This is a genomic window from Bacillus sp. RB3 (assembly GCF_030164735.1).
Lineage (GTDB): Bacteria > Bacillota > Bacilli > Bacillales > Bacillaceae_G > Bacillus_A > Bacillus_A cereus.
The window spans coordinates 16,951-42,940 of sequence record NZ_JASNGE010000013.1 but is presented as its reverse complement, the minus strand read 5'-3'; the positions used below and the strand labels follow the sequence as shown (position 1 = coordinate 42,940).

Below are 25,990 nucleotides of genomic sequence, written 5' to 3'. Positions count from 1 at the left end.
TTATTTTTATGTACAAGCACTTTTTTTCTATCTCTGGGTATGATGGGTAGTAATACTTAGGTGAGAGGGGAAAAGGTGATGAAACAAAGTAAAGAAGAGTTTATAAAGAGTGAAGGCGCTGATTTCCCTGGGAAAACATATGTGGATTGTGTATTACAACATGTATTTGATTTTCAACGAAATTACTTATTGAAAGATATGTTTCAAGTGCATAAAGCACATATTACGATGCTGACGGAAGAAAATTTAATGAAAAAGGAAGAAGCTAAAGTTATATTACACGCATTAAAAAAGGTAGAGGGAATTCCAGAAGAGCAATTGCTCTATACAGAGCAGCATGAAGATCTCTTTTTTTTAGTCGAACATTTAATTTCTCAAGAAGCGAAATGCGATTTTGTAAGTAATATGCATATTGGTAGAAGTAGAAATGATATGGGCGTAACGATGTATCGCATGAGTTTAAGGCGATATGTATTACGATTAATAGAACATCATTTGTTATTGCAAGAAAGTGTACTGCAACTTGCTGCTGATCATAAGGAAACGATCATGCCAGCTTATACACATACACAACCAGCACAGCCAACAACATTTGGTCATTATACGTTAGCAATTTATGATACGATGCAAAGAGATTTAGAACGAATGAAAAAAACGTACCAGCTTTTAAATCAGTCTCCAATGGGGGCGGCTGCACTCTCTACAACAAGTTTCCCGATTAAACGAGAACGAGTTGCTCATCTACTTGGATTTACAAATGTAATTGAGAACTCATATGATGCTGTTGCTGGAGCGGATTATTTATTAGAAGTTAGCTCGCTACTTATGGTAATGATGACGAATACGAGTAGATGGATTCATGACTTTTTGTTGTTAGCAACGAAAGAATATGACGGTATTACTGTTGCAAAGTCATATGTACAAATCAGTAGTATTATGCCGCAAAAACGAAACCCGGTTTCAATTGAACATGCTCGTGCAATTACGAGTAGTGCTTTAGGAGAAGCATTTACAGTATTTCAAATGATTCATAATACACCATTTGGTGATATTGTCGATACGGAAGATGACTTGCAGCCATATTTATATAAAGGGATTGAAAAGGCAATTCGTGTTTTTTGTATGATGAATGCAGTGATTCGAACGATGAAAGTAGAAGAAGAAACGTTAAAAAGTCGTTCCTATAAACATGCAATAACGATAACGGATTTCGCCGATGTTTTAACAAAAAACTATGAAATTCCATTTCGGCATGCTCATCATGCAGCAAGTGCTATTGCAAATATGTCATTGGAGCAGAAAAAAGAACTACATGAATTACACTTCAAAGAGGTAAATATGTACTTGCAAGAACATTTTAAAATAAATTTATTAGAAAAAGAGTGGAAAGAAATTATATCGCCAGAAGCTTTTATTCAAAAAAGAAATGTATACGGTGGACCGAGTAAAAAAGAGATGGAGCGCATGATCAAAAATCGAAAAGAGTCATTTCAAAAAGAAGAAGATGTATTTGAAAAGGAAAAACAGAGAATTTTACAAGCTGAAAATGCTTTGAATACATTAGCTTTGAATATTATTGAATCGTAAAAGAGGGATTTGATGAATTAATCGCCAATACTTAATTAAACTATGAATAGAGAGAAGAGATTGTCGATGATTCAATTACATGTATATGAAGAGATTTTTCATTTTAAAGAAGATGTTACACCATTTCTAGAAAAGAATGAGCAGGAAAACAATCTCATATTAGGTGTATTACAAATGGTCCAAGAACCGATATTTATGGGGATAGCGAAACAAGGAGAAGAAATTGCGGTTGTATTTCTGCAAACAGAAGAGAAGAAACAAATCATTGTTGCAACTTCTGAAATTGCGGGAGTAACTATTGAGGAACTTGCAAAAGAATTAACGAAAGTATATCCGGATATTCCTGGATTGATCGGTAATAAGAAAATTGTACAGAAATTAGCGGAAGAGATTGCCGTATTAGAAAATAAAAAAACGAATGTTGCAATGGAGCAAGGTGTGTATGAGCTGAACAGAGTAAAGAAGAAGTGTAATGCGAATGGACTTTTCCGAGCGGTAAATAATGATGAATTACCATTAATAGAACAGTGGATATATCAATTTTGTGAAGACGTAAAGCTTCCTACTACGAAAGAAGAAGCAAAACAAACTGCGTATACATTAATAACTACAAATCGACTGTTTGGTTTGGAAGTGGATGGGAAACTCGTTTCTGTAGCTGCAAAAACGAGACCAACTAAAAATAATATAACAGTCAATTTCGTATATACGCCGAAAGAAGCAAGGAAAAAAGGGTATGCATCTCATTGTGTAGCAGCACTTAGTCAACGTATGTTAGATGAAGGCTATCAGACGACTACGTTATATACTGATCTAGCGAATCCGACATCTAATAAAATTTATCAAGAAATTGGTTATGAACAAATTGCGGAATCTGTGCTCATATTTTTAGAGAAGTAAAACAAAAAGGCGTGCTATTTTAGCACGCCTTTTTGTTATTCATCAATTCTAATAACCTCGCCTTGAGGGAATTCCTCAGTTTCTAGTAAGTTACGAATAGCTTTCGCAACATATTCAGGTGATAATAGCTTTCCTTCTTCTTTTAATGCAATGAAGCGGTCTAAATTTGTGAAGTCTTCTTTAGCTGTTTCACGAATTTGTGCTTGCATATTTGTATCAACAACACCGGGGGCAAAAGCGACGATTTTTACTGGATATTCTTTTTCCCATTCTTCAGTTGCTACGCATTGTGTAAACATATTTACACCAGCTTTCGTCGTACAATAAGCGCCCCATCCGAAATAAGGATTTTTTCCTGCACCAGATGAAATATTTATAACGCGTTTATCTACTTTCCATTCTTTCGTATGTTTCATAAACGTAGATGTAAGAATCATAGGTGCAAGTAAATTAATGTGAACGTTCGTAATGAATTGTTCACTTTCTGCTTTTTCAATCGGCTTCATAGGTGCAACTGTACCTGCATTATTAATTAAATGAATAGAGGATACATTGTCTTCTTTAATGGATGAAATGATTTCTTTAAAGTTAGTTTCTAAGTTATGTACATCTTGAAGATCTAAGGAATGAAAAATGCAATTGCTGTTATATTGCTCTGCAAGTTTAGTAAGTTCTTTATTTTCTCTTCTAGAAATAGAGATGACAGTTGTACTTTCTTCTAACAATTGAGTGGCAATAGCCTCACCTAAACCTTGTGAAGTTCCTGTTATGATAACGTAGCGCATAGTTTTATAAACTCCTCTCGTATGTGCGGAATTTTGTTGGACAACGTACATTGCATAGTTTGTCTACATTTTATAGTATAGAGCACTTTTTACTATAAATGAAATGAGATGATTGTGTGCCTTTTATAAACCGTTTTACAACAACAGTACCTGGTGCCGTCACGTTCACTGGGAACACGTTAGGGCTTAGCCCTACATCACCTGCGCCAGGTAATATTTTTGGTACACTTGCTGTATTTACTACGGTAAATACAGCGCTGCAAGTACCAGGGTTCCCAGCAGGAACGACGGATGAATGGCAATTGAATTCTTCAAGTGCAATTTTAAATCTTCCGGCGGGGAGTAGTGTGCTATATGCAGAGTTAGTTTGGGCTGGTACTTTTCGGACTGATACGGAAGATGTTTTACCATTTTTAAATGATGATATTACATTTACAACACCATCAGGGACGTTTGCTGTTACGCCAGATCCCGCTACCGCGCAGCAAGGTTCAGTAGGAAATCAGTTTTATTATGCTCGCTCTGCTAATGTAACGAATCTTGTTAGTGCAGGTGGGGCAGGCACATATACAACAGGTGCTGTGCCCGCTGCAAGAACTTCAGCTGATCCAACAATCAGTCGTTCAGCTGGCTGGACGCTTGAGGTTGTATATCAAAATGCAAGTTTACCTCTTCGGAATTTGTCAGTTTATGCAGGCCAAGAAATTATTGATGCTTCATCCCAGCCTGTTGATGCTACTATTTCAGGATTTGCTACTCCAGCTACAGGAGCTGTTACAGGAAGAGTACTCGTAACTGTTCAAGAGGGAGATTCCAACATTTCTGGAGATCAACTTCGCTTTGGACCAAACCCAAATGCTACAGTTGCATTATTCGGACCGAGAAATCCGGCAAATAATTTCTTTCAATCTCAAATTTGTAATGACTTTGGGGAATTAGATACAACCGGAACGTTTGGAGATTTGAATCAGCCATTAGGGATAGCTTTGGCTGTTCGAAGACAAGGATGGGATATTACAAACGTAGATGCTTCATCATCATTAGTAAATAATCAAACGTCAGCAACCGTTCGGTTCGTTACAAATGGTGATGGTTATGCAGCGGCTGGTTTTGGTGTTCAAATTGATGCGACGGGACCGATTATAAATCCTGTCAAATCTGTTGATAAAGCAGTTGCAGGTATAGGAGATATTATCACTTATACGATTACAGTTCCGAATACAGGAACAGGAAGTGCGGACAACGTTATATTACAAGATAGTATTCCGAACGGCACAGCATTTATAGCTGGTAGTGTAACGGTTGGTGGAGTAACACAACCAAGTGCGAATCCAGCTAGTGGAATTAATTTAGGAACGATACCAAATAATGCTCAAAGAATCGTTACATTCCAAGTAAGAATTACATCGTTTCCAAATCCAAATCCTATTTCAAATCGTGCAATGGTGTCTTACCAATTTCGTCCTTTCGTTGGTAGCCTTCCTATTGCAAGTACGTCTTCTTCAAATACAGTACAAACGACAGTGAATCAAGCAACTATAAGTATGCAAAAGTCTGTAGATCTACAGACGGCAACAATTAATGATGTATTAACGTACACGGTTAATGTAACGAATAATGGAAACATCACTGCAAACAATGTTATTTTTGTTGATAGTATCCCTGCTGGAACAACATTTGTCGCAAATAGCGTTACGGTAAACGGGGTAGCACGTCCAGGAGCGAATCCAGCAAGTAGTATTAATCTTGGAAGTATTAATGCATCGCAAACGACTGTAGTGCGCTTTCAAGTTCGAGTGACATCAAACCCTCTTGTCAATCCAATTCCAAACCGTGCGAGTGTAACATTTAACTTTACTCCAGTACCTGGTCAACCACCAGTTTCAGGGCAAGCGACAAGCAATACTGTAGTTACGACAATTAATATAGCTGATATAACAACGAGAAAAACAGTGGATAAAGCTTTTGCAACGGTTAACGACGTTCTTACGTACACGGTAACAATTCAAAATACAGGAAATGTACTTGCGACGAATGTTATTTTTCAAGATCCAATCCCAACTGGAACGACTTTTATCACAAATAGTGTAACTGTAGATGGAATTTCGCAACCTGGGGCAAATCCGGCAACTGGCTTTACAGTTGCTAACATATCTCCAGGTGGGACTAGGACAGTTACATTTCAAGTACGAGTAACTTCTACGCCATCAGGAGGTACGATTCCGAATCGCGGAAATGTGTCTGCTAATTTCGTCGTTATTCCGAATCAGCCGCCAATAACGATTAATAGACAAACGAATACAGTTGTGACACAAGTTAATACAGGCGGTTTAAATGTAATAAAAGAAGTGAATACAACACAAGCAGCAGTAGGAGATACTTTAACATATACGATTGCCGTTCAAAATACAGGAAACGTTCCGCTAACAAATGTGTTATTTCAAGACACTATTTCTTCCGCTGTTTCCTTCGTTGCAAATTCTGTAACAATTAATGGAGTACAGCAAAGTGGACTAAATCCGAATACAGGATTCTCTCTTCCGAATATTCCTGCGGCTCAAACGGTTGTAGTCACATTTGACGTAGTAATTGTACAGAATCCAGAAAATGAAGATATTTTAAATCAAGCAAATGTAACAGCAAGCTTTCAAGTGAATCCGAATGAACCACCAGTAACAATCAATGTACCGAGTAACGTTGTGAATACGACAGTACAATCAGGGAACTTTGAAGTTGTGAAAGCAGTGAATACGAATGTGGCAACGGTAGGAGATGTTTTAGTATATACAATCGAAGTTATAAATGCAGGTAGTGTACCAGCTACAAGTGTATTTTTCCAAGATTCAATTCCGCCAGGGACATTATTTATTGAAAATAGTGTATTGGTTAATGGTGTTTTACAAGAGGGGGCAGATCCAGGACTAGGATTCCCATTAAATGATTTACCTACTGGCGCGAGTGTAATTATTTCATTTGAAGTATTAATTGATGAAATTCCGCCAGGGAATAATGTTGTAAATAACGCGAATGTAACTGGAGATTTTCTTGTAAATCCAACAGAGCCACCAATTACTGTGACGGTTCCAAGTAATACTGTTATGACAGTTGTTAATTCCTCAGGACTAAATGTAATGAAGAGTGTAAGCGCTACTGAAGCAGGTGTAGGAGATACACTAACATATACAGTTGCTATACAAAATAGTGGAACGGTAGTAGCGACAAATGTATCATTCCTTGATCCGATTCCAGTTGGAACCACTTTTGTAGCGAATAGTGTAACAATAAACGGGACACCTCAACCAGGTTTAAACCCGACAACTGGATTTCCACTTGCTAATATTCCAGTAGGAGGTATAGTAACAGTTACTTTCCAAGTGGCAATCACGAGTGTACCACCAAATAGAGTTCTTCCGAATAATGCGAATGTAACTGCTGATTTCCAAGTAAGTCCTCTCCAGCCACCAATTACAATTGTAACGATTAGTAATATTGTTGTGACGCGAGTGAATGTAGGATCAATTAATGTAATAAAAAGTGTAAATACACCACAAGCAGGTGTAGGAGATACGTTAACGTATACGATTCTTATTCAAAATACAGGAACTGTCCCCGCAACGAATATTATTTTTCAAGATCCAATCCCATCTGGAGCTACATTTGTAGCGAATAGTGTAACGATTAATGGAGTCGTTCAGCAAGGTGCGAATCCTATAGTGGGTTTTCCTGTTACAAATATTCCAGTTGGGCAAACTGCTACAATTACGTTCCAAGTGACAGTGACAAGCGTTCCGAGTGGTGGAAATATAAGAAATCAATCGAATGTTACTGCAAATTTCCTTATAAATCCGGCAGGACCTCCTATAACGACTACTACAAATAGTAATTTTGTAGTAACACAAGTAAATACAGCGAGACTAACTATACAAAAATCTTCATCTGTACAACAAGCAGCACTTGGAGAGACTTACACATATTCTGTTGTTATACGAAATACAGGTACAGTTGCAGCTACAAATATTTCTTTCATTGACACGATTGCTCCAGAAACAACATTTGTAGCAAATAGTGTAACGATAAATGGAACGCCTCAACCTGGATTTGATCCAAATATTGGTTTCCCGCTTCCTAATATTGCAGCTGGCACATCATTGACAGTAACATTCCAAGTGATAGTTGTTGCACCATCAACGCTTGGGGCAGTTCTAAACACAGCGTCTGCTACAGCTACTTTCTTATTGAATCCTTTACAACCACCTGTAACAACAACGAACTCAAGTAATACAACGGTAGTTACAATACCGTTACCTCCTCCTGGTGAAGTGACAGCAATAAAAACAGTAAATATTGCAACTGGGGCTGTTGGGGATGTATTAACGTATACAGTGCTAATAACGAATGTAGGAATTATCCCTGTTACAGATGTACTCTTCCAAGATGTCATTCCAGAAGGGACGACGTTTGTTGACAACAGTGTAACGATAGGTGGAATACAGCAACCTGGATTAAATCCAGAAATAGGCTTTACAGTTAGTCCGTTATTAAATGCTGGTGCGAGTATTTCTGTAACGTTCCAAGTGACCATTACGGAAATTCCTGATAATGAAGTCATATTAAATGATGCTGACGTTACATTTACTTCACAACCGAATCCGCAGGAGCCACCGATTACGCAAACGATATTAACGAATTTAGTCGTTACGACAATTAATATAGCTTCAATTTTTCCAGTAAAAATAGTAGATAAAGAGGCAGCGACGGTTGGGGAAATATTAACCTATGATGTACTAATTTTTAACTTTGGAACGGTACCGGCAACGAATGTCCAATTTCTTGATTCTAGTACGAGTGGTGTAGCATTTGTTCCAGGAAGTGTGAGTATAAACGGAGTGCCAGAACCAGGATTAGATCCGTTCATAGGCTTTGCAGTTCCAGATATACCTGTAGGTGATTTTGTACTTGTCACATACCAAGAGATGGTAACGAGCATACCTCAAGGTGGAACAGTTGTTAACTTTGTGGACGTTACGGCTACGTTTGCTGTAAGTGAAACAGAGCCGCCTATTACTGAAACGACGACAAGTAACACGACATTAACAGAAATAAATGAATCTGGTTTGAATGTTTTAAAATCAGTAAGTCAGCCGGTTGTTGCAGTAGGCGATACAATCACATATACAACAGTAGTTCAAAATACGGGAACAGTGATAGCGACGAATGTTCAATATAGTGATGTATTACCATCCTCTATAACATTCGTACCGAATAGTGTAACGATAAACGGTGTGTTACAGCCTGGATTAGATCCTAACACTGGCTTCTCACTTCCGGATATAACTCCAGGTGAAAGTGTAGAAGTCACATTCCAAGTAACAGTTGTTAGCGTTCCGTCAAACGGAACAATTGCCAATACGGCAAATGTTACCGGAAGCTTTATTTTAGTACCAGGAGAACCACCAGTTATAGTAAATCAGCCAAGTAATACAACACTCACAACTGTAAATAGAGGACGCTTTAATGTTATTAAACAAGTAAATAGAGCCGCTACTCTAGTTGGAGATGTATTGACGTATACAGTGCAAATAACGAATACAGGAACAGTAACAGCTAACAATGTTCAGTTTATTGATACGATTTCAACAGGTGCGTCATTTGTACCAAATAGTGTAACGATAAATGGAGCCCCGCAACCAAACTTAAATCCGATTACTGGATTTGGAGTTGGAGATATCCCAGTTGGTGAAACAGTTATAGTGACGTTTCAAGCGACAGTTACAAACATCCCGTCATCAGGAACAATTACGAACGTTGCAAATATAACAGGAAGCTTTACTTTAGTGCCAGGAGAGCCACCGGTTGTAGTAACAGAGCCGAGTAATACGACGATAACTAGAGTGAACAGAGGACGATTCAGCGTTATAAAATCTGTAAATAAAGAAGCGACACGATTAGGAGATACGTTAACGTATAGTGTGCAAGTTACAAATACGGGAACGGTAACAGCGACGAACGTTCAGTTTAGCGATGTTCCATCACCTAGTTTAGAATTCGTTCCTGGAAGTGTACAAATAAATGGGATTCCGCAAGTAGGTTTAGATCCATTTGTAGGCTTTGCATTGCCTAATCTTGCAGTAGGGGAGAGCGTATTAATTACATTTGAAGTAAATGTAATCGCAGTTCCGCCTTCTAGTAGCATTATGAATACAGCAAGAGTAACGGGTGATTTTGAATTAATTCCAGGAGAACCTCCGTTTACAATTACGAATTCAAGTAATACGACAGTCACACCAGTAAATAGAGGCAGTTTAGATATGCAAAAAGAAGTAGATCATTCAATTGTTGGAGTAGGAGAAACAGTAAAGTATACGGTTCGAATATTAAATACTGGTACTGCTGATGCGATGAATATTCAATTTATCGATGTCCTATCTCCGGAAGCTGTTTTTGTACCAAATAGTGTAACTGTAAATGGAGTAGCTCGTCCGGGAGTAAATCCGCAGGTTGGATTTACGATTGTAGACATTCCAGTTGGTGAGACGGCGATTGTAACATATGAAGCTACGATTACGAGCTTTCCAGATGGTGGTACAGTAGTGAACGTTGCTGGGGCGTTAGCAGAATATATTTTAGTACCAGGGGAGCCTCCAGTTACAGTGATGGATACGAGCAATACAGTTATAGTGACGGTAAATACTGCAATCTTATTTGTTGCAAAAGGAGCAAACTTTGAAGTAGCGATGGTAGGAGATGTTGTCACTTATGGAATTGCCGTTATAAATGACAGTACAGTTCCTGTGACGAATATTGTTTTAACAGATATCATTGATCCGAATACTTTATTTATAAATGGCACGGTAACGGTAAATGATGTACCTCTTCCATTTGCTAATCCGAATACCGGTATTCCGTTAGGTGATTTTCAGCCAAATGACGCAGCAATTATTAATTTCCAAGTTGTAATAACAGGAGGACAAATAAATAATTTAGTTACAAATACTGCTATAGCAAATGGGCTCGCAACTGTAAATCCGAATGAGCCGCCAGTAGTAGTTGAAGGTGATAGCAATACAGTTGTTATCCCGTTTATTTCTCAAAATGTCTCAACGACAGTCGTAAAAACGGCAAATTTACAGGCAGCAACAATTGGCGATGTTATTACGTTTACGACAGTTATTACAAATACGGGGGATACAGCAATACAAAATATTCGTTTTCAAGATATGTTAGATAGTAGTGTTCAATTTGTCCTTGGAACTGTAACGATTGATAATACGCCAGTGCCAAATGTAAACCCAGTATCAGGTTTTATTATAGGAAATTTAAATCCAGGTGAAGCACGGACAGTTTCGTTCCAAGTAGTAGTGCAGAGCGCGCCAAATGGTTCAGGAAATTATATAAATCAAGCGAGTATTCGTTTCGAACATCAAGTAGGGACAGTATTGCCACCTGTTACACAAATGGTAGAAAGTAACATAGTTGTCATTCCATTTGTTCCAACGATAGAACAAATTTGTGAAACGAATCTTAATTGCTTAGGGAAAATTCCTTTTCAATGTTCTCCGTGTAATCATTTGCAAATAAATAAAAAATAAATACAGAAAGAGCATCCGGAAAAAAGGATGCTCTTTCTGTATTTATCATGTAGATTCTTTTTCGGGTGAGGTGAAAAATTCGTCGATTTTGTCGGAGAGTAGTAATGGAATGGCTCCTTTTATAACAGAAATGTCCCAGTCCCACCATGCGAGATTCTCTAGTTTGTCAATCGTTTCTTGCGGGAAACGATATCGAACAAATTTTGCAGGATTACCAGCTACAATTGCATACGGGGGTACATCTTTTGTAACAATGCTCCTGGCGCCGATAATGGCCCCGTTACCAATTGTAACACCAGATAAAATGCAGGATTGATAACCAATCCATACATCATTGCCGACTACGATATCACCTTTTGAAGAAGGGTGACCAGTAATATGTGCTCCTTCATCAAAAAGTGCATTAAATGGATAAGTTGTTATCCAGTCTGCGCGATGTTCACCGCCAAGTATGAAAACGACTTCTTCTGCTAATGAACAAAACTTACCTATTTTTAATTTTGTTTCATCGTTCCAAGAAAAAATGGTTGGCCCTACTTTACTATAAGTATAATCACCAATATCATATTTATTATATTCAGGTTTTTGATTTAAATATAACATGCTTCTTCAGCCTCCTTTCTCAATTAAGTGATACGTATGGAATATTATATGCAAGATGTAGTAATGTGAACTGTATTAATAGGTGAAATGAACAAAAGGAAGTGGGATGTATGCGATACGAAATGGGTCTATATAATAAACCGTTTCAGTCAATTCAATCAGGAAAAAAAGTATATGAAGTACGCCTATACGATGAAAAACGTCAACTAATAAACAAAGGCGATGAAATCGTATTTACGAATCTTACGACAAAAGAAATGATGACGGTAAAAGTAACGGAAATAAAGCGATACGAGAGCTTTAAAGCCATGTATGAACAAATCGATAAAAAATTATTGGATTGTGAAAATGATAGTTTAGAGGAAATGTTAGAAAGTACATACAAAATATATACGAAAGAACAAGAAAAAGAGTGGGGAACAGTTGCGATTCGTATTGAGGTAATAAAATGATAAGAAATCGCGGAGCGGCTATCATTGTACAGGAAGGAAAAATCGCTCTTATAAAACGTATTCGAGAAGAGGAAACATATTATGTGTTTCCTGGCGGAGGGGTTGAGGAAGGTGAAACGCCTGAAGAGGCAACGAAAAGAGAGGTATACGAAGAATTAGGGGTACATGTAAAAGTGGAGCACCTTATTGCAAAGGTAAAATATAAAGGAAATGAATATTATTATGCTGCCTATATTACAGTCGGAGTGTTCGGAAGTGGAACAGCTGAGGAATTTCAGTGGGAAGATAGAGGAAGTTATATTCCGTTATGGCTACCGATAAATGAGTTGGAAAAAGTGAATATAAAACCTTATGAAGTGGTCGGAAATATATTTAACCATTATAAAATATAACGTCTGACAACATACAAAAAAAACCATTGACATAGGCTTCTGATTTAAGTATTGTATTCGAGTATGTTTATAATCAGGAGGTTTATATGAGCAATCAAACTACTACACATCATGTGAAAATGACAACAGCAGATCCATCTGGAATTGGTCTATTTGGATTAGCGATGGTAACACTTGTAGCATCATCTCAAAAGTTAGGCTTAACAGATGGTGTTTCACTTGTATTACCGTGGGCAATCTTTTTAGGAGGATTTGCGCAAATCTTTGCTTGCATTCATGATGCAAAGCATAACAATACATTCGGTACAACAGCATTCGGTGCGTACGGTCTATTTTGGCTAGGTGTTGGAATGACTTGGTTAATTCAACTTGGAGTATTTGGCGAAAAATTAGCACAAGCTGCAGATTCAAAACAGCTTGGTGTAGCCTTTATCGGATATTTGATTTTCACAATCTTTATGACAATTGGTGCAATGGAAACACATAAAGTATTATTTATGATTTTCGTCCTTATTGATTTCTTATTTATCGGTCTTTCATTAAGTACTTTAGGTGTTATGCCGCATGCAATGCATAATTTAGCAGCATATTCTGAACTTCTTATTTCATTATTATCTTTCTATGGTTCAGCAGCAGCAGTGTTAAACACACACTTTGGAAAAGTTGTTTTACCAGTTGGAAAGCCGTTTGGTATTTTTAAAAAGTAATAAAAAAGCACAGATGATTGTATAGTCATCTGTGCTTTTTTATTTATTCCGCTCTTTGTGGGCTGTCTGAAAAAGCTTGATTGGTGAGGTCTCATTAAACTTTCACTTTATCCCGCTATTTGCCGGACAGTAAGCCCCCCGCCTCAAAATTCAGCGGAACAAAGAAGTTATGTGGGGGATGAATACCCCAATGATTAAAGTTTCACTTTATTTGAAATAAGTAATGTGAAATGTAAATAAAAGTAGAAAAAATCAATTGAAATTGATTCTCATTATTAATATAATGAGAATGAGAATCATTTATTTTTAGAGGGGGGATGCCAAAGTGGCAAAAATTTTAATAGCTTATGCAAGTATGTCAGGAAATACAGAGAGTATTGCTGATTTAATTAAAGTTAGTTTAGATGCTTTTGATCATGAAGTAGTATTGCAAGAAATGGAAGGCATGGATGCTGAAGAATTATTAGCTTATGATGGAATCATTTTAGGATCTTATACGTGGGGCGATGGTGAATTACCATTTGAAGCGGAAGATTTTCATGATGACTTAGAAAATATAGATTTAGCTGGGAAAAAGGTAGCGGTGTTCGGATCGGGTGATACAGCGTATGAACTGTTTTGTGAAGCGGTAACGATATTTGAAGAACGTCTTGTAGAGCGCGGTGCAGAGCTTGTACAAGAAGGGCTAAAAATTGAATTAGCTCCAGAAGATGAAGAGGATGTTGAAAAATGCAGTAATTTTGCAATTGCATTTGCTGAGAAGTTCTAAGAATGGGAGTGTCAACGTGGAGACAATGTTAAGTGCAACTGCTATTACAAAGTTAAGAGATGGAAAACTGTTGTTAGCTACTACATATAATGGCTTATTTGTTGAACAAGACGGAGAATGGAAACGAATTTTAAATGGTTTTCAAAAACGAATTAGGGATTTACATAGCGAAGATAATGTAGTTTATGGTGTAGGTGACGAAGGGATTTTTATTCGTAGTATGAATGGTGGAGAGAACTGGACAATTCAGCGTTTTCCAACAAAAGCAACGAGTTGGAATGTATGTAGCAATGTACAAGGAACTGTTGTTGCTCATGGAGAAAAAACGCTGTATCTTTCTAATAATTTCGGTTCGACATGGGAAACTATTCATCCGTTTCTTGAGTATGGCAGTGCGGCACCGTCTATTCGATCGTTATTTTTATATAAACATTACTTATTTATTGGTACGAAAATACATGCTAAATATAGTGGTGTTTGGCTCTTTGATTTGAAGACACGTAAATTAAAGAGGATTAAAATTGCGATGAATCAAATGATCTCCGCGTTGACTTTACACAATTCTTATTTAGTAGCGGCAAGTGGATCGTGCAAGGGAGTTAGAGGGAATATTTCTTATTGTAAAATAGATGAAAGTATTGCAAGTGAAAAAATATATTGGCACACATGTCAAAGTGAGCAGAAAGCAAGTAGTTATTTAGACTTAAGTGTAGATCAACATGTTTTATATACAACTTCAACGCAAAATAAGGCGGGTATTAGTAGTGTGTGCCGTGTGCTTCTTGAAGAAGGTATTGTTACAGTATGTGATTCAGTTAAAGGGCACGGATGGCGTATTGTTAATCAAAAAGAGGGTTATGTAGTAGCCGGATCAGGTGAATTAAAAGCAATGCAGTGGGAACAAAAAATAATTTAAGAAAAAACTTTACTTTTATTATATTGATATGATATAGTATGTTTAAACCATTTTACTTTTAATAATATAGAGATTTAAATGAGCTGTAACTTCCGAGGAGGATAGCAATGTTAAATCTCCTCAGGGGTTGCAGTTTTTTAATATCTGGCTTATTATTGTAAGGTGGTTGAAAATGAATATGTACATATAGGTACATTGTAGGAGGATTTTTTTCATGCAAAACGGTAAAGTAAAATGGTTTAACTCAGAAAAAGGTTTCGGTTTCATCGAAGTTGAAGGCGGAGAAGACGTATTCGTTCATTTCTCAGCTATCCAAGGCGAAGGCTTCAAAACTTTAGAAGAAGGTCAAGAAGTTACTTTCGAAGTAGAACAAGGTAACCGTGGACCTCAAGCTACTAACGTAAACAAGAAGTAATTTTTGAAAAAAGAAGGGCTCGCCCTTCTTTTTTTTTGCACTTTTATAGATGTCCTCCTACTTACATATCATAACAAGACTGAATTTTCATTTATTTATTCGGAGTATTTTTGTATAAAGTACATGAATAAATAAATACTGAAAATAAAGTGTTTGTGTGAAAAGGAATTTAGAAAGAGGTAAATAAATTGAAAAACGCTACACATTTCATTGTGTTTGATATTGAAAGGAATTTCAGACCGTATAAATCAGAAGATCCATCAGAAATAGTTGATATCGGAGCTGTAAAAATAGAAATAGGTACAATGAAGATAATTGAAGAATTTTCGGAGTTAGTAAAACCAAGTGCACGATTAACTCGTCATACAACAAAATTAACCGGTATTACGAAAAAAGATTTAATGGGTGTAGAAAAATTCCCTCAAATTATAGAGAAATTTATTCAGTTCATCGGCGAAGGTTCTATATTTGTTTCATGGGGAAAAGAAGATTATCGCTTTCTATCTCATGATTGTACATTATATGGTGTTGAATGCCCAAGTATAGAAAAAGAAAATAGAATTGATTTGCAAAAATTTGTTTTCCAAGCATATGAGGAATTGTTTGAACATACGCCAAGTTTACAATTTGCGGTAGAACAGCTCGCTTTAACGTGGGAAGGAAAACAGCACCGTGCTTTAGCAGATGCTGAAAATACAGCAAATATACTTCTTAAAGTGTATAGCGAGAGAGATATTAATAAGCGATACAAAAGACATGGTGAACTTGAACTTGTAAAAAACGGAAAACTAACAGAAAAAGCGAAAAAAAAGATGCGGAAATGGGTGTTTAAAGAACTAAAGAAAAATACAAAACGCCCTTTTGAATGGAGTACATTTGAAAGTGGTGACACGTGGGAAAGTATAACGGAAAGATATTATATAAGTGAAAATACAGTAGAACTCCTGAAAAAACATTTTCGTACAGCAGTGAGAAAAGCGGAACGGCAGATTAGGTATTTGGCTGAGATGGAGGAGAATACAGAGGTTAAATGAATTGCTCCTCCATCTCTAACTACATACATGTAATAACAGCGTATTGATATTAAATAGGCATCAACTTGTTGTTGTGATTGTGCATTATAATTGCTTTGGGAGTGTTAAGACGTAATAAGAGTTTTAAACTGTATTAATAAAATAAAAATATATATAAAGAAAAGAGTGTAGTTTAATGGAAACAATCTTTAACATTTTAACTGTTTTAGTTTTTGGGATAATATTTACCACACAATTAGCATTAACTACACTTTCTTTCATAGTAAAGAAGAATTGGAAAAAACTTAATATCTCTTTAAGTTGTGGTGTATTAAAGTTTAAAATAGAAGAGTAAGATTGAGTTTTGTACAAGGGAGGTATGATAGTGGTAGACTTGGATATTAAAGATGTCACAGTAAAGATGGAATTAAACGGTGTCTTTTGGAATGAGGATAGGATTGCTGAAATGAAGGTGACTACAAAAGAAGAGCATTCTGTTATCCTTCGTCTAGTAGTTGATTTAGAAAGTAAAACTATTAGGGCGACGAGTGCGGAAATAGTGAATGGATTCTGCCCTCTGTGCAAACAGAAAAGGGACGAATGTAGTGAACTTAATGACTTGCAAAACAAAATGGAAATTTTAGAAGAAGCCTACGATTGGGTGAGAGAACATCCGGAATATCGTTTTCAATTATCTTTTTACGAGTACAATAAATTTGAGGTAGTAAAGTGAAATTTGCATTTTAACAACTTATAGAAGGACTTGGTCAACTAGAAATATTGAAGTAGATATTTCTAATGGAAATAAGCCTGTATAACAAGGAAGGGATATATTTGATTCTGCAACAAATGTCATCTTGCATCAAAAAAATTTGAAAATAAACATGTTTTATTATAAAGCAGAAAAATCGATTCTTAGTAGAATCGGTTTTTAATATAAATAAAAGAGCGCTTATTAAAAGCGCCCAGTAACAACAGTTATATGGAAGTATTTATCCCGTAAAAGCCCGATTGGTGAGGGCTAATAATTAGTGGGGGATGAACAAAACCCCACTGATTAAAGTTTCACTTTATTCAATACCGCTCGGATCAAACGAATACTGCTGCTTATTCTCAATCCGCTCAATCACATCTTGCAGCTCATCTGGCTTCAGAAACTCAATAGGAGAGAAGCCTTTTTCAAATGTAAGTGTGTCTGCTTCAATCATAAGTACATATCGATCATTTACCTTCGCAATATGTATTTGATCCCCAAAATCCGCAAGCAACGCCTTCACAGAGATATGATCGGCTTTTAGTTTTAATTCCACTTCAGGAGCATGCTCGACGATTTGAGCGGTTGCTTCCATTACTTCTTCAGTTGAAAATTGTTCCATAATTTCGCGTTTCGGACTGGCAGCCCATACTTCCATCGCTTGGTCGAATTGTTCGCGTTCTTCCGTACCTTCTTCAAATACATCTTCAATTTGGTCGTATACCATGTCCATTACTTGTGTTTTCATAATTTCAGGCATAGAGCGTTCATATTCGACGAATTTTAAGAAGTCTTCAAAGTAGCGGGCATGTGATGCTTGATGTATTTTTAGTTCGCCTACTTCAACCATTCCTTCTTCAGGCATGTACGGATATTGGATAGATTTCATATTCTTTGTTGTGATGGCCATTTCAACGTTACGAATCAGTGTTGATTCATCAGAAATAGAAGCAACCTTTGGTTCAAAGTCGCATTTCATTACGAATACGAATGGATCATCAAAGTATTTGCGTAGTTTTGCCTGAGCAATTAAAAATACACCACCACGTACAGCGCTTGTGTCAAGATATGTATAAACGAGAGGTTCGCTCATATCTTTAAAGTTTTCTTTTGTTTCTGCAAAGCGAATACGATTAAAAAGGTTGTAATGAGGGTTTGAATCAAGTTCGTGCCCTTCTTCTACAATAAAGCGACCAATTTTTGTTGGGGCTTGTTCTGTTTTTGCATGACGTTCTACTTTTCGCTTCGATATTTTTAATAACTCACCATTCAAAAATTCTTTTAAGGAACTATCTTCATATTCTTCAGCGTCTAAAGTTTGAAAATGTTTGTAGCGTTTATCAACTGCTTCACCTTTTCCTTCTACTTGTACAACATAAAAGGAAAGATAATTTATTTCAAAATCCATATTTATCACCTTGTTTCATTTCATTAACTCTTATCAGTATAGAGATGGAAAAAACTTTCGTCAATTTATATAAGGAAGGGGAAGCCCCTTCCTTTATATAATCTTTATTTTCTCAATTAAAATCCGTCTTCTAATGCTGCGAATGGAATGTTTAGTCTGTTTTCTACTGTGCGTAAACGTTGGTTTAAGCGGTTTAGTCTACGTGTATGGCGCTCAACTGTATTTTCTAGTTGACGAACTCTTTGTTCAAGCTCATTTACGCGTCTTTCTAATTGACGATTTCCAGTGCCAGGAAAAGAGATTGGAAGTTGGAATTGTCTATTTTGGTCATATGGATTCGTGTGCTCTGCTTGATCTATATAAGATTGATATTGTGTTTGTAAGTCATACTGTGGTTGTTGGTACGCATATTGATTATATGGATCATATGGATTGTAGGGATACATAATAACATCCTCCATTTCTTTAAAATAGGTTGAATTCACCATAATGTATGTGCAAAAGCGGAGCGGTGGCACGGCAAATACCTATTTATGTTGACGGGATTTCTCTTTATCCCACTATTTGCTGGGCAATAAGACCCCCACTGATTACAGTTTCACTTTATAAAAAATAGCTTGGGGGTTTTTGATTTGTATTTCTTTTGTGTAATGGTATATACTGGATAAAAGGGAGAGTTTACATAAAAGTTACAATTCTATCAAACTCAAACTTTTATGTAAATATGTATAGACATTTATAAAAGAAAAGAGTAATTTATATAGAGTGAAAAATAACTTGTAACATTTTATAAACATATTGTAAAATGATTGTAACAAAACATACATAAAAATGAAATAAATACATAATAGTGATGTTGGGGAAAGGGAGAGAGTATATTGTTCCGTAAAGTAAAGGGTATATTAGTTGGGGTGTTATGTGTAGCTATAATGGGTGGCTGTGGTGCAAAAGTAAGTGATGTTGCATTGGTAAGTGATATTGGTGGGCACACTGTAGAGGCTAAAGCAGAAGTACAGGATACTATTAGTTTAGTTGATGGTCGAACTGGTACTGAAGTGAAAAAATTAGATTTATCTAGTTTAGGCTATTTTGAAGATGAAGCGAAATTTAAAAAGTCTGTCACAAAGGTTGTTGGTGAGATTGGAAAAAGCGTCGACAAAAAAATGGTTCCTTCACGTATAGCACCTGATGGAAGTTGGCAAGAAGGAAAACCTTCTTATGAATTAATGGAAAAAGAATTAGTAGATAAATTGTTAAATGTTGGTATGTGGGATGCTACGTATCAGTTGCCGATCGTGGAGAAAAAACCAGTCGCAACATTAAGTGATGCGCAAGGAAATGGTACGGTAATTGGTAGATATGAAACGAACTTAGGTGGTTCAACAGGTGGCCGTATTGAGAATATTCGTTTGTCAGCAGCGAGCATAAATGGAGTTGTGTTAGCAAAAGGAGACCGTTTCTCTTTTAATTCATTAATCGGTGATACAACACCAGATAAAGGATATCAATTAGGGAAAGAAATAGTTGATGGTAAATTAGTAGATGGATATGGCGGTGGTGTTTGTCAAACATCTTCAACTTTATACAATGCAGCAGATCAAGCTGGCCTGAAAATGGTGGAGAGAACTACACATTCTAAAACGGTAGGTTATGTTCCACAAGGAAGAGATGCTACAATTGCATATCCATATTTAGATTTAGTATTTGAAAATACGAATGATGCACCTGTGAAGCTTTATATGGGCATTCAGGGTGGAAAGCTAGTTGCTGAAGTACATAAAATGAGATAAGAGTTATAAAGCCACCTTTTCTGAAATTTAGAAAAGGTGGCATTTTTATTATGAAAATAAAAATGTATGTAAATTCTGACTTTTCTTATTTACATAGGATGATTTTAGTTGTATCCTTCATAGTAACGGTTATATGTAATGGAAAAATATAGGGATAAGGAGATGGAGTTATTCATGGTACAAATTCATCCGAAAACACGTATTGGTCATGTTGAATTTAAAGTGAAAGACTTAGAGCGTCAAATTGCTTTTTATGAGAATGTTGTAGGATTAGAGGTAATTAAGCAAGAGGGGAATAAAGCATATTTATCTGGAAAAGGTGGAAAGAACGCGTTACTTGTTCTTGAAAAGTTAGAGGACGGGGTACTGCAAGAACCGCGTACGACTGGTATATATCATGTAGCCTTTTTAGTTCCGACTCGTGAAGCTTTTGCTTCTGCGCTATTTGGGGTTCTTCGTAATAAGAATGTAATTGACAGCCCGGATGAGCAAGAAGGGCGTTATACATATTCAAATGAAATTTTACCAATTTCAAGGTTTAATAGTGCAAGTGATCATACATATAGCGAAGCTTTTTATTTGCAAGATTTAGAGGGGAATGGTATTGAAATTTATGCAGACCGTCCGCGTGATCAATGGGGAGAAGGGTCAGGAGGAAGTACACCACTTGATTTAAAAGAATTGGCGACACTCGTTGATTATGAGTTTGATGGTTTGCCTGCTAATACTGTCGTTGGGCACGTACATTTACGAATAGCTGATGTAGAGAAATCACATGAATTTTATGTGGAAACAGTAGGTTTTGAAGTACAACAGCGTGAAGAGGATTGCTTATTTATTTCAGCAGGGGGATATCATCACCATATTGGTGCAAATACGTGGAACGGAGTAAACAATCCACACCCACCAGTATATGCAACTGGACTAAAGGTATATGCTATTGTACTACCGCATAAAGAAGCGTTAGACGAAGTGAAAGAAAGATTAATAGAAAAACAACATGAAATAAATGAAACTACAAATGGGTTTGTGGTGGTAGATCCAAGTGGTATTACAGTGCAGTTTGAAATAGAAGCAGTGTAAAATAAGCGAGAAAGTGTATAATCACTTTCTCGCTTATTTGTGATTATTCATAGCTCAATCCAATATCTTCTTACTATATTCCCATCTTCCTCAGTGAAATCATCATCACGAATCCCGCCGTTATGCAAAATCGTTTTTTCAGAAGCGGTATTCACAGCGTCGCAAACGACAAGTACTTTCGTGATGTCTAACTCCTTCGTTTTTTCTAATGATAATGCTAGTAACTTCGTAGCATAACCTTTTCTTCTTTCAGAAGGGCGAATGCCATAACCAATGTGACCGCCAGCGTTAAATAAATGTTTCGTTAAACTATGACGTATATTAACAGCTCCCACAATTTTATTTTCATCTGTAACAAGCCAATATGTAGAGTCTGGTACCCAAGTTTCAGGGATATTTATTCCGTTATGCGCATCGAGAAGTTCTTGAACCATAGCTGGGAAGTTGGCAGGATTTTTTGAGATAACCCACGGGATCATTGTTTCACCGCTATCTTTCCATTCGTTATAGAAATCTAAGTATTCTTCTTGTAAATCAGTAGTAGGTGTGAGTAATGAGACGTTCATTGTTAGTAAGCTCCTTTATTTATATAGTTTTTATAAAAAATTACGATACAAAGTGAAAGCGTTTTCCATAGTTTCTCAACCTAATTTCGCGTAATTCATCTTTGATTTTTTAGAAAATTAGTGAAGGTTTAAAATTAGAAGTTATTTATTTTATGTTAATATTTTAAATATTAACATAAAACGGTCGGAGTATTAAGTATATTTTAGCGGTACCCCTATATGTAAATAAAAGGATGTTTGTGATAATTTTTGTTTTATCTATCTATAATGAATGAAAGGGGGAAGTGCCCGTGAGTGTAGATTTTGATTTTATTATACGAATCGGTGTTGCTGGCTTGTTAGGAGCAATGATTGGTATTGAAAGAGAAATTCGATCGAAAGAAGCTGGATTAAAGACTCATTTCCTCGTAGCGGTAGGAAGTGCGTTAATAATGGTTGTTTCGAAATATGCCTTTTCAGATATTGTGTTTGAAGAGCATATGTCTCTAGACCCAAGTCGTATTGCAGCACAAGTCGTTAGTGGAGTTGGTTTTTTAGGTGCAGGCACAATTATTATTCAAAAGCAGGCGGTGAAAGGATTAACGACCGCGGCTGGTTTATGGGCTACTGCCGGCATAGGATTAGCAATTGGAGCGGGAATGTATGTAGTAGGTATTGGAGCGACGATTCTCGTTTTAATTGGTTTAGAAATTGTAAGTCGTATTTTTAAGGTGCAATTTTTATTTCCACAAAATATAACAGTGCAAATGTTTGTAAATAAACATGAAGCGGTACAACAAATATTAGAAACACTACAAGTGAAAGGCATCCCAATACTCTCATATGAGGTGGAAGCTTCACAGCAAAGTACAGAAACTGTTTATAAGGTAGGGATGCAACTGAAAAATATATCGTCAGAAGAAAAGAATGAGTTTATTCAGCACATGCAAACATTACCGGAAGTTACATTTATAAAGTTAAAATCATAGTGTTGAAAATGAGGATAGATGTAGCAGGAATTTTGCTATTATCTATCTTTTTTGATATAAAATGCACGGAAAGTCAAGCGTTAATTTTATATGGAATGGATACATGTGTGAACGTTACCTTATTTTTTCTCAATACAGGACAAAAAGTAAAAATAGTAAAATAATGGAGCGGGACACTAAAAATGTAAGGTAGGGGAGAGCATGAAAGGCTATTCAAAGAAAATGTTAGTAGGGGTAAGTTTTGCTAGTTTAATGTTAGGGAGTTTTCAAGGGGTAAGTTTGGCAGAAGATACTAAGGGAGAGCAAGTTTCTTATCGAAATGTGCTCAAAATGGAGCCAGTCGGTGTACAACTACCAGTACAAGAATTAGCTCATTCATCGAAAGTGCTCGAAAGCAAGTCTTTTGAGAAAAGGTTACAATTTGCCGATTTATCACAAAGACCACCTGAGGTGAAAAAAGAAAGTAAGCAATTAGCTGTAGCGAAAACTTATACAATTGCCGAATTAAATCAATTAAGCAATCAGCAGTTAGTAGATTTACTTGTAACAATTGATTGGGAGCAAATTACGGGGCTATTTCAGTTTAATACAGACAGTCTAGCATTCTATCAAAATGATAGTAGGATGCAGACGATTATTGATAAATTGAAGCAGCAAGGACAAGCCTATACGAAGGATGATTCAAAAGGGATTGAGACATTAGTAGAGGTATTACGTTCAGGATTTTATTTAGGATTTTATAATTCGGAACTTAGTAAATTAAATGAACGGAGTTATCATGATAAATGCTTACCTGCATTAAAAGCGATGGCTAACAATTCAAATTTTAAGCTGGGTACATTAGAGCAAAATAGAGTGGTATCATCATACGGAAAGTTAATAGGAAACGCTTCGAGTGATGTGGAAACGATAACATCGGCTGCAAAGATTTTTAAACAATATAATGATAATTTTTCTACATTAGTAGATAATCTTTCAGCTGGAAATGCTATTTACGATATTATGCAAGGTGTTGATTACGACATTCAATCGTATTTGTACGATACGAGGAAAGCACCGAAAGATACAGTATGGTATCAGAAAATAGATAGTTATATTAATGAATTAAGTCGTTTTGCATTAATGGGAACGATTACAGCAAAAAACGGTTGGCTTATTAATAATGGCATTTATTATACAGGTAGACTCGGTATGTTCCATAGTACAGGAACTAAAGGGTTACAAGTTGTAACAGATGCGATGAAAATGTATCCGTATTTAGGGGAGCAATATTTCGTAGCTGCTGAGCAAATTGCAACGAATTATGGCGGAAAAGATGCAAATGGTAAAGTGGTGAATTTAGATCAAATAAGAGAAGATGGAAAGAAAAAATATTTGCCAAAAACGTATACGTTTGATGATGGGGCAATTGTTTTAAAAGCTGGAGATAAAGTGACAGAAGAAAAAGTAAAACGTTTATATTGGGCGGCAAAAGAAGTAAAGGCACAATTCCATCGTACGGTTGAAAGTGATCAACCTTTAGAAAAAGGAAATCCTGATGATGTATTAACGATGGTTATTTATAATAGCCCAGCAGAATATCAATTTAATCGTCAATTGTACGGTTATGAAACGAATAACGGTGGTCTTTATATAGAAGGAACAGGTACGTTCTTTACTTATGAGCGTACGCCAGAAGAAAGTATTTATAGTTTAGAAGAATTATTCAGACACGAGTTCACGCATTATTTACAAGGTAGATATGAAGTACCAGGGTTATGGGGACAAGGGAAAATATATGAAAATGAAAGATTATCTTGGTTTGAAGAAGGAAATGCTGAATTTTTTGCAGGGGCAACGAGAACGGATAATGTTGTACCGAGAAAGAGTATTATAGGAGGATTATCTTCAAATCCAGCAGAGCGTTATACGGCAGAGCGAACGTTAAATGCAAAGTATGGAACGTGGGATTTCTATAATTATTCCTTTGCTTTACAATCGTATATGTACAATAAGAGATATGATATGTTCGATAAAATACATGATCTTATTAGGAAAAATGATGTAACAGTATATGATGCATATCGCTCTACATTAAGTAAAGATGCGAATTTAAATAAAGAATATCAGGACTATATGCAAATGCTAGTTGATAATCGTGAGAAATATAATGTGCCATTAGTATCAGACGATTATTTAGCGAATCATGCATCGAAGCCAGTTTCAGATATTGCAGCAGAAATAACAGCGGAAGCAAAATTGAAAAATGTATCAGTGAAGAAAAATAAATCACAGTTCTTTAATACATTCACACTACAAGGAACATATACAGGAACTGCAGCAAAAGGAGAATATGAAGATTGGAAAACAATTACACAAAACGTTAATGATACGTTAAAACGTTTAAGTGCAAAGGAATGGACAGGCTATAAAACAGTAACAGCATACTTTGTAAATTATCGCGTGAATACATCAGGACAATTTGAATATGATGTTGTGTTCCACGGTATTAATACAGAAGAAGGTGCAGAGAATAAAGCACCAGTTGCAGTTATAAACGGTCCGTATAGCGGAAATGTAAATGAAGCAATTTCATTTACAAGCGACGGATCAAAAGATGAAGACGGGAAAATTACTTCGTATAAATGGGAGTTTGGTGATGGAGCAGTAAGTAATGAGCAAAATCCAACTCACGTATATACAAAAGAAGGAACGTATACGACGAAATTAACGGTAACAGACGATAAAGGAGCAACTAATACTGCTACAGCGACTGTAACTGTTCAAAAGAAAGAAGATAACAGTGTAGAAAAAGAACCGAATAACTCATTCCAAACAGCAAACAAATTGCAGTTAAATCAAGTTTTACGTGCTAGTTTAGGAAATGGCGATACAATTGATTTCTTTGAAATTAATGTGGAGACTGCTAAAAACCTTCAAATTAACGTAACGAATGAAAATAATATTGGAATGAACTGGGTACTTTATTCTGAAGCAGATTTAAATAATTATGTTACGTATGCTCAGCAACAAGGGAATAAACTAGTAGGTAGCTACTATACGTATCCAGGGAAGTATTATTTACATGTGTATCAGTATGGCGGGGGGACAGGGAATTATACGGTGGAAGTGAAGTAGTAAAAGGGGAGTTATCTTGTTCAATGAATGGAAAAAGGTCTGTACTTTAATGAAAAAACAACTGCAGGCAATGTCTCTAATGATAATAACAAATTAAGTGTCGCGAGATGTTATATTTATATTAAACCAATCTAATCAGTAAATAAGATAAAATCGATGAACTAGTATTTCATCAC

20 protein-coding genes are annotated in these 25,990 nt (G+C 36.2%); 15 read left to right on the top strand and 5 right to left on the bottom strand.

Annotated elements, in window-relative coordinates; translation table 11 throughout:
• The first annotated feature begins 78 nt into the window (after nucleotides 1–78).
• The gene (argH, locus tag QO049_RS17505) at nucleotides 79–1,587 is read left to right on the top strand and encodes an argininosuccinate lyase (RefSeq protein WP_000813961.1); all 1,509 of its coding nucleotides are present in this window, start codon (nucleotides 79–81) and stop codon (nucleotides 1,585–1,587) included.
• A 66-nt stretch (nucleotides 1,588–1,653) separates the two neighbouring features.
• Entirely contained in the window at nucleotides 1,654–2,487 is an 834-nt protein-coding gene (locus tag QO049_RS17500) for a GNAT family N-acetyltransferase (RefSeq protein WP_000615376.1), read from the top strand.
• Between the two features lie 35 nt (nucleotides 2,488–2,522).
• On the opposite strand, the gene QO049_RS17495 is transcribed toward QO049_RS17500, so the two are convergent.
• Nucleotides 2,523–3,272 carry a (S)-benzoin forming benzil reductase gene (locus QO049_RS17495; RefSeq protein ID WP_001271048.1) on the bottom strand — a complete coding sequence of 250 codons (750 nt, stop codon included), beginning with the start codon at nucleotides 3,270–3,272 and terminating at the stop codon, nucleotides 2,523–2,525.
• 116 nt (nucleotides 3,273–3,388) lie between these two features.
• On the opposite strand from QO049_RS17495, the gene QO049_RS17490 reads away from it, so the two are divergent.
• Nucleotides 3,389–10,861, top strand: a complete 7,473-nt coding sequence (locus QO049_RS17490; RefSeq protein ID WP_246960883.1) for a DUF7507 domain-containing protein — start codon at nucleotides 3,389–3,391, stop codon at nucleotides 10,859–10,861.
• A 45-nt stretch (nucleotides 10,862–10,906) separates the two neighbouring features.
• On the opposite strand, the gene QO049_RS17485 is transcribed toward QO049_RS17490, so the two are convergent.
• Nucleotides 10,907–11,464: a CatB-related O-acetyltransferase gene (locus QO049_RS17485; RefSeq protein WP_000966305.1), complete on the bottom strand. Its 558-nt coding sequence runs from the start codon at nucleotides 11,462–11,464 to the stop codon at nucleotides 10,907–10,909.
• Between the two features lie 110 nt (nucleotides 11,465–11,574).
• Between QO049_RS17485 and QO049_RS17480 the strand changes: the two genes are divergently transcribed.
• The 8 genes from QO049_RS17480 (at nucleotide 11,575) to QO049_RS17445 (ending at nucleotide 16,861) form a co-directional block, all read left to right on the top strand.
• On the top strand, nucleotides 11,575–11,916 hold the full coding sequence (locus tag QO049_RS17480; protein ID WP_001268348.1) for an ASCH domain-containing protein: 342 nt from the start codon (nucleotides 11,575–11,577) through the stop codon (nucleotides 11,914–11,916).
• A complete protein-coding gene (locus QO049_RS17475; protein WP_246960879.1) occupies nucleotides 11,913–12,308 on the top strand; it encodes an NUDIX hydrolase in 396 nt (131 codons plus the stop codon). Before QO049_RS17480 ends, QO049_RS17475 begins: the two co-directional genes overlap by 4 nt.
• Before the next feature lie 86 nt (nucleotides 12,309–12,394).
• Nucleotides 12,395–13,015 (top strand): acetate uptake transporter, encoded by a 621-nt coding sequence (locus QO049_RS17470; RefSeq protein ID WP_000070938.1) that lies wholly within the window; start codon nucleotides 12,395–12,397, stop codon nucleotides 13,013–13,015.
• A 325-nt stretch (nucleotides 13,016–13,340) separates the two neighbouring features.
• The gene (locus QO049_RS17465) at nucleotides 13,341–13,784 is read left to right on the top strand and encodes a flavodoxin (protein ID WP_001062752.1); all 444 of its coding nucleotides are present in this window, start codon (nucleotides 13,341–13,343) and stop codon (nucleotides 13,782–13,784) included.
• A gap of 16 nt (nucleotides 13,785–13,800) precedes the next feature.
• Entirely contained in the window at nucleotides 13,801–14,700 is a 900-nt protein-coding gene (locus tag QO049_RS17460) for a WD40/YVTN/BNR-like repeat-containing protein (protein WP_246960853.1), read from the top strand.
• Nucleotides 14,701–14,914: 214 nt separating this feature from the next.
• On the top strand, nucleotides 14,915–15,115 hold the full coding sequence (gene cspB / locus QO049_RS17455; protein ID WP_001179150.1) for a cold shock-like protein CspB: 201 nt from the start codon (nucleotides 14,915–14,917) through the stop codon (nucleotides 15,113–15,115).
• Nucleotides 15,116–15,303: 188 nt separating this feature from the next.
• Complete coding sequence (locus QO049_RS17450; RefSeq protein ID WP_246960849.1) at nucleotides 15,304–16,149, top strand: exonuclease; 846 nt, start codon at nucleotides 15,304–15,306, stop codon at nucleotides 16,147–16,149.
• A 364-nt stretch (nucleotides 16,150–16,513) separates the two neighbouring features.
• Nucleotides 16,514–16,861 (top strand): hypothetical protein, encoded by a 348-nt coding sequence (locus QO049_RS17445; RefSeq protein WP_000227983.1) that lies wholly within the window; start codon nucleotides 16,514–16,516, stop codon nucleotides 16,859–16,861.
• A 337-nt stretch (nucleotides 16,862–17,198) separates the two neighbouring features.
• Here QO049_RS17445 and QO049_RS17440 read toward each other — a convergent pair whose 3' ends face one another.
• Both QO049_RS17440 and QO049_RS17435 read right to left on the bottom strand, forming a co-directional pair.
• On the bottom strand, nucleotides 17,199–18,290 hold the full coding sequence (locus QO049_RS17440) for a DUF3900 domain-containing protein (protein ID WP_000345046.1): 1,092 nt from the start codon (nucleotides 18,288–18,290) through the stop codon (nucleotides 17,199–17,201).
• 116 nt (nucleotides 18,291–18,406) lie between these two features.
• Entirely contained in the window at nucleotides 18,407–18,736 is a 330-nt protein-coding gene (locus tag QO049_RS17435) for a hypothetical protein (protein WP_000283715.1), read from the bottom strand.
• A gap of 432 nt (nucleotides 18,737–19,168) precedes the next feature.
• Here QO049_RS17435 and QO049_RS17430 point away from each other — a divergent pair, with 432 nt between their 5' ends.
• Together QO049_RS17430 and QO049_RS17425 are read left to right on the top strand one after the other, a co-directional pair.
• Nucleotides 19,169–20,080, top strand: a complete 912-nt coding sequence (locus QO049_RS17430; RefSeq protein WP_246960846.1) for a VanW family protein — start codon at nucleotides 19,169–19,171, stop codon at nucleotides 20,078–20,080.
• Between the two features lie 174 nt (nucleotides 20,081–20,254).
• Nucleotides 20,255–21,163 carry a VOC family protein gene (locus QO049_RS17425; RefSeq protein ID WP_000249877.1) on the top strand — a complete coding sequence of 303 codons (909 nt, stop codon included), beginning with the start codon at nucleotides 20,255–20,257 and terminating at the stop codon, nucleotides 21,161–21,163.
• A 47-nt stretch (nucleotides 21,164–21,210) separates the two neighbouring features.
• Here QO049_RS17425 and QO049_RS17420 read toward each other — a convergent pair whose 3' ends face one another.
• Entirely contained in the window at nucleotides 21,211–21,729 is a 519-nt protein-coding gene (locus QO049_RS17420) for a GNAT family N-acetyltransferase (RefSeq protein WP_001103121.1), read from the bottom strand.
• A gap of 290 nt (nucleotides 21,730–22,019) precedes the next feature.
• Here QO049_RS17420 and QO049_RS17415 point away from each other — a divergent pair, with 290 nt between their 5' ends.
• Nucleotides 22,020–22,697 (top strand): MgtC/SapB family protein, encoded by a 678-nt coding sequence (locus tag QO049_RS17415; RefSeq protein ID WP_000109721.1) that lies wholly within the window; start codon nucleotides 22,020–22,022, stop codon nucleotides 22,695–22,697.
• 201 nt (nucleotides 22,698–22,898) lie between these two features.
• A complete protein-coding gene (gene colA / locus QO049_RS17410; protein WP_246960843.1) occupies nucleotides 22,899–25,814 on the top strand; it encodes a collagenase ColA in 2,916 nt (971 codons plus the stop codon).
• Nucleotides 25,815–25,990: the final 176 nt, after the last annotated feature.